Source organism: Rhodanobacter sp. C05 (genome assembly GCF_002001165.1).
Taxonomy (GTDB): Bacteria; Pseudomonadota; Gammaproteobacteria; order Xanthomonadales; family Rhodanobacteraceae; genus Rhodanobacter.
Window position 1 is genome coordinate 1 of sequence record NZ_MUNQ01000021.1, and the last position, 5,625, is coordinate 5,625.

Sequence of the window (5,625 nt, forward strand, 5' to 3'; positions counted from 1 at the left end):
GGGTGTTGACGGTCTCCAAAAGCGATGTAGAATGGGCGGCTCACCTAGGACGAAACGTCTTGGGGCGCAAACCGGCAACGGGATGCAAGCGAAAAGATCTTTGACAGTGTGCGCAGGTGAATTGTGTGGACGCCTTGCGGTGGAGGGTTACGACCTGTCCAAGCAATGCAAGCGTCCCACCAAGTAAAAAGTCAGTAATGAGTTTTGATTGGTTGGGAACTAACGCTTCAGAAAGATAGATGACTGAGCTCGCAAGGGTGAGGTTGTCGAAAACTTAAGTGAAGAGTTTGATCCTGGCTCAGATTGAACGCTGGCGGCATGCCTAACACATGCAAGTCGAACGGCAGCACAGCAGTAGCAATACTGTGGGTGGCGAGTGGCGGACGGGTGAGTAATGCATCGGGACCTACCTGAACGTGGGGGATAACGTAGGGAAACTTACGCTAATACCGCATACGTCCTACGGGAGAAAGCGGGGGACCTTCGGGCCTCGCGCGGTCAGACGGACCGATGTTCGATTAGCTAGTTGGTAGGGTAATGGCCTACCAAGGCGACGATCGATAGCTGGTCTGAGAGGATGATCAGCCACACTGGAACTGAGACACGGTCCAGACTCCTACGGGAGGCAGCAGTGGGGAATATTGGACAATGGGCGCAAGCCTGATCCAGCAATGCCGCGTGTGTGAAGAAGGCCTTCGGGTTGTAAAGCACTTTTATCAGGAGCGAAATACTGTCGGTTAATAACCGGCGGGGCTGACGGTACCTGAGGAATAAGCACCGGCTAACTTCGTGCCAGCAGCCGCGGTAATACGAAGGGTGCAAGCGTTAATCGGAATTACTGGGCGTAAAGGGTGCGTAGGCGGTTAGTTAAGTCTGTTGTGAAATCCCCGGGCTCAACCTGGGAATGGCAATGGATACTGGCTAGCTAGAGTGTGTCAGAGGATGGTGGAATTCCCGGTGTAGCGGTGAAATGCGTAGAGATCGGGAGGAACATCAGTGGCGAAGGCGGCCATCTGGGACAACACTGACGCTGAAGCACGAAAGCGTGGGGAGCAAACAGGATTAGATACCCTGGTAGTCCACGCCCTAAACGATGCGAACTGGATGTTGGTCTCAACTCGGAGATCAGTGTCGAAGCTAACGCGTTAAGTTCGCCGCCTGGGGAGTACGGTCGCAAGACTGAAACTCAAAGGAATTGACGGGGGCCCGCACAAGCGGTGGAGTATGTGGTTTAATTCGATGCAACGCGAAGAACCTTACCTGGCCTTGACATGTCCGGAATCCTGCAGAGATGCGGGAGTGCCTTCGGGAATCGGAACACAGGTGCTGCATGGCTGTCGTCAGCTCGTGTCGTGAGATGTTGGGTTAAGTCCCGCAACGAGCGCAACCCTTGTCCTTAGTTGCCAGCGAGTAATGTCGGGAACTCTAAGGAGACTGCCGGTGACAAACCGGAGGAAGGTGGGGATGACGTCAAGTCCTCATGGCCCTTACGGCCAGGGCTACACACGTACTACAATGGTCGGTACAGAGGGTTGCAATACCGCGAGGTGGAGCCAATCCCAGAAAGCCGATCCCAGTCCGGATCGAAGTCTGCAACTCGACTTCGTGAAGTCGGAATCGCTAGTAATCGCGGATCAGCTATGCCGCGGTGAATACGTTCCCGGGCCTTGTACACACCGCCCGTCACACCATGGGAGTGAGTTGCTCCAGAAGCCGTTAGTCTAACCGCAAGGGGGACGACGACCACGGAGTGGTTCATGACTGGGGTGAAGTCGTAACAAGGTAGCCGTATCGGAAGGTGCGGCTGGATCACCTCCTTTCGAGATAGACGGCGTAGCCCTTCTCGCAAGACGTCCACACAAGACACCTGTATTTCACGCAAAGTCCCTTTTGCGAAGACCGTCCATTCATGGACGGACTCTTCAACAAAAGCCGCTTCGGACCCGTTTCCAGGCAGGCTGACGTAGGTTCTGGGGCTCGATCTCTGGGTCTGTAGCTCAGGTGGTTAGAGCGCACCCCTGATAAGGGTGAGGCCGGTGGTTCGAGTCCACCCAGACCCACCATTATTCCAAGGAATCCTTGGGGCCTTAGCTCAGCTGGGAGAGCACCTGCTTTGCAAGCAGGGGGTCGTCGGTTCGATCCCGACAGGCTCCACCATGGACTGAACGACGCGTGAGATAACCAGCACACACAAGATTTGAAATCATCCGGCATTGAGGCCGGCGTGATGTTCTTTGAAAACAAGTAAACGAGTGACAAGCGTCTTGGTTCGAACCGAACCGAGACAAGTGTTAAGGCAAGTAACGAAGTGGTTTGGATGTGTAATTCCGAGGCGACTTGGGGTTATATGGTCAAGCGACTAAGCGTATACGGTGGATGCCTTGGCAGTCAGAGGCGATGAAGGACGTGGCAGCCTGCGAAAAGTGTCGGGGAGCTGGCAACAAGCTTTGATCCGGCAATGTCCGAATGGGGAAACCCACTCCGCAAGGAGTACTGCATGGTGAATACATAGCCATGCAGGGCGAACCCGGGGAACTGAAATATCTAAGTACCCGGAGGAAAAGAAATCAACCGAGATTCCCTGAGTAGCGACGAGCGAACGGGGACTAGCCCAAAAGCACATTATGTTTTAGTCAAACGGGATGGAAAGCCCGGCCATAGATGGTGATAGCCCAGTCGACGAAAAGACATTTTGTGTGAAATTGAGTAAGGCGGGGCACGAGAAACCTTGTCTGAACATGGGGGGACCATCCTCCAAGGCTAAATACTACTGACTGACCGATAGCGAACTAGTACCGTGAGGGAAAGGCGAAAAGAACCCCGGAGAGGGGAGTGAAATAGACCCTGAAACCGTATACGTACAAGCAGTGGAAGCCCGTAAGGGTAACTGCGTACCTTTTGTATAATGGGTCAGCGACTTACTGTCAGTGGCAAGCTTAACCGTATAGGGGAGGCGAAGAGAAATCGAGTCTGAATAGGGCGCATAGTCTCTGGCAGTAGACCCGAAACCGAGTGATCTATCCTTGGCCAGGTTGAAGGTGCGGTAACACGCACTGGAGGACCGAACCCACATCTGTTGCAATAGATGGGGATGAGCTGAGGATAGGAGTGAAAGGCTAAACAAACTCGGAGATAGCTGGTTCTCCTCGAAAGCTATTTAGGTAGCGCCTCGTGCGAATACTGTTGGGGGTAGAGCACTGTTATGGCTAGGGGGTCATCGCGACTTACCAAACCATGGCAAACTCCGAATACCAACACGTACTACACGGGAGACACACGGCGGGTGCTAACGTCCGTCGTGAAAAGGGAAACAACCCAGACCCGCAGCTAAGGTCCCAAAGTCATAGCTAAGTGGAAAACGATGTGGAAAGGCATAGACAGCCAGGAGGTTGGCTTAGAAGCAGCCACCCTTTAAAGAAAGCGTAATAGCTCACTGGTCGAGTCGGTCTGCGCGGAAGATTTAACGGGGCTAAGCTATGCACCGAAGCTCGGGGTGTGCACATTTATGTGTACGCGGTAGAGGAGCGTTCCGTAAGCCTGTGAAGGTGGATTGTAAAGTCTGCTGGAGGTATCGGAAGTGCGAATGCTGACATGAGTAACGATAATGGGGGTGAAAAGCCCCCACGCCGAAAGCCCAAGGTTTCCTCGCGCAACGTTAATCGGCGCAGGGTGAGTCGGCCCCTAAGGCGAGGCAGAAATGCGTAGTCGATGGGAAGCAGGTTAATATTCCTGCACTTTTCCATAGTGCGATGTGGGGACGGAGAAGGTTAGGTCTACCGGGCGTTGGTTGTCCCGGGGAAAGGAGGTAGGCATGAATCTTAGGCAAATCCGGGATTCTTTATGCCGAGCACCGAGACGAGCCCTATTGGGCGAAGTGACTGACACCACGCTTCCAGGAAAAGCCACTAAGCTTCAGCTATGGAAAAACCGTACCGTAAACCGACACTGGTAGGCAGGGTGAGAATCCCAAGGCGCTTGAGAGAACTCGGGTGAAGGAACTAGGCAAAATGGCACCGTAACTTCGGGAGAAGGTGCGCCCATTGACGTGGTCACGTGCGTGACTGAGCGTCGATGGGTCGCAGTAACCTGGCCGCTGCGACTGTTTATCAAAAACACAGCACTCTGCAAACACGAAAGTGGACGTATAGGGTGTGACGCCTGCCCGGTGCTGGAAGGTTAATTGATGGGGTCAGCCGCAAGGCGAAGCTCTTGATCGAAGCCCCAGTAAACGGCGGCCGTAACTATAACGGTCCTAAGGTAGCGAAATTCCTTGTCGGGTAAGTTCCGACCTGCACGAATGGCGTAACGACAGCGGCGCTGTCTCCACCCGAGACTCAGTGAAATTGAATTCGCTGTGAAGATGCAGCGTTCCCGCGGCAAGACGGAAAGACCCCGTGAACCTTTACTATAGCTTTACACTGAACGTTGAGTTCTTCTGTGTAGGATAGGTGGGAGGCTTTGAAGCGCAGACGCCAGTTTGCGTGGAGCCATCCTTGAAATACCACCCTGAAGTGCTTGACGTTCTAACCTAGGCCCGTAATCCGGGTCAGGGACCGTGTATGGTGGGTAGTTTGACTGGGGCGGTCTCCTCCCAAAGAGTAACGGAGGAGCACGAAGGTACGCTCAGCGCGGTCGGACATCGCGCACTGTGTGCAATGGCATAAGCGTGCTTGACTGCGAGATCGACGGATCAAGCAGGTACGAAAGTAGGTCATAGTGATCCGGTGGTTCTGTATGGAAGGGCCATCGCTCAACGGATAAAAGGTACTCCGGGGATAACAGGCTGATACCGCCCAAGAGTTCATATCGACGGCGGTGTTTGGCACCTCGATGTCGGCTCATCACATCCTGGGGCTGTAGCCGGTCCCAAGGGTATGGCTGTTCGCCATTTAAAGTGGTACGCGAGCTGGGTTCAGAACGTCGTGAGACAGTTCGGTCCCTATCTGTCGTGGGCGTTGGAGATTTGAGGGGGGCTGCTCCTAGTACGAGAGGACCGGAGTGGACGTTCCGCTGGTGTTCGGGTTGTCATGCCCATGGCATTGCCCGGTAGCTACGAACGGAAGTGATAACCGCTGAAAGCATCTAAGCGGGAAGCACGCCCCAAGATGAGATCTCCCGAGAGCTTGACTCTCCTTAAGGCACCATCAAGACCAGGTGGTTGATAGGTCAGGTGTGGAAGTGCAGCAATGCATGGAGCTAACTGATACTAATGAGCCGTGAGGCTTGACCATATAACCCCAAGACGCTTCGTTCCTTAGCGACGTCTCGAACATTCGAATTCACCTCGACGCTTGTCACTCGTTTACGATTTATCCACGTGAGATCCCTCTCACGGAAGCGTCTGGTCAGAGTCTTTTGACCGGACACTTCAGAAGAATGTGGAGCCGGCGCGTCAGCGCTGCTCCCACCCCTTCCCTGGCGGCCATAGCGGCGTGGTACCACCTGATCCCATCCCGAACTCAGAAGTGAAACGCGCATGCGCCGATGGTAGTGTGGCTTTGCCATGCAAGAGTAGGTCACCGCCAGGGGCTTTATCCCCAAACCCTCGTAGCTCACGCTACGGGGGTTTGTTCTTTTAGGCGCCTCGGCGCCTCCCGCAACAGGTCACCGCCAGGGGCTTTATCC

General features: G+C 54.3%; 2 tRNA genes and 3 rRNA genes. All 5 read left to right on the forward strand.

The window, feature by feature from the left end:
• Positions 1-275 precede the first annotated feature (275 nt).
• The 5 genes from B0E51_RS17000 to rrf all read left to right on the forward strand — a co-directional run bounded on the left by B0E51_RS17000 (position 276) and on the right by rrf (position 5,528).
• Positions 276-1,820, forward strand: a 16S ribosomal RNA gene (locus tag B0E51_RS17000).
• Positions 1,821-1,986: 166 nt separating this feature from the next.
• Positions 1,987-2,063 (forward strand) — tRNA-Ile (locus B0E51_RS17005).
• A gap of 18 nt (positions 2,064-2,081) precedes the next feature.
• Positions 2,082-2,157 (forward strand) — tRNA-Ala (locus tag B0E51_RS17010).
• Positions 2,158-2,349: 192 nt separating this feature from the next.
• A 23S ribosomal RNA gene (locus B0E51_RS17015) occupies positions 2,350-5,231 on the forward strand.
• 183 nt (positions 5,232-5,414) lie between these two features.
• Positions 5,415-5,528, forward strand: a 5S ribosomal RNA gene (rrf, locus tag B0E51_RS17020).
• The 16S, 23S and 5S rRNA genes sit together here with 2 tRNA genes alongside, the layout of an rRNA operon.
• The last annotated feature ends 97 nt before the right edge of the window (positions 5,529-5,625 follow it).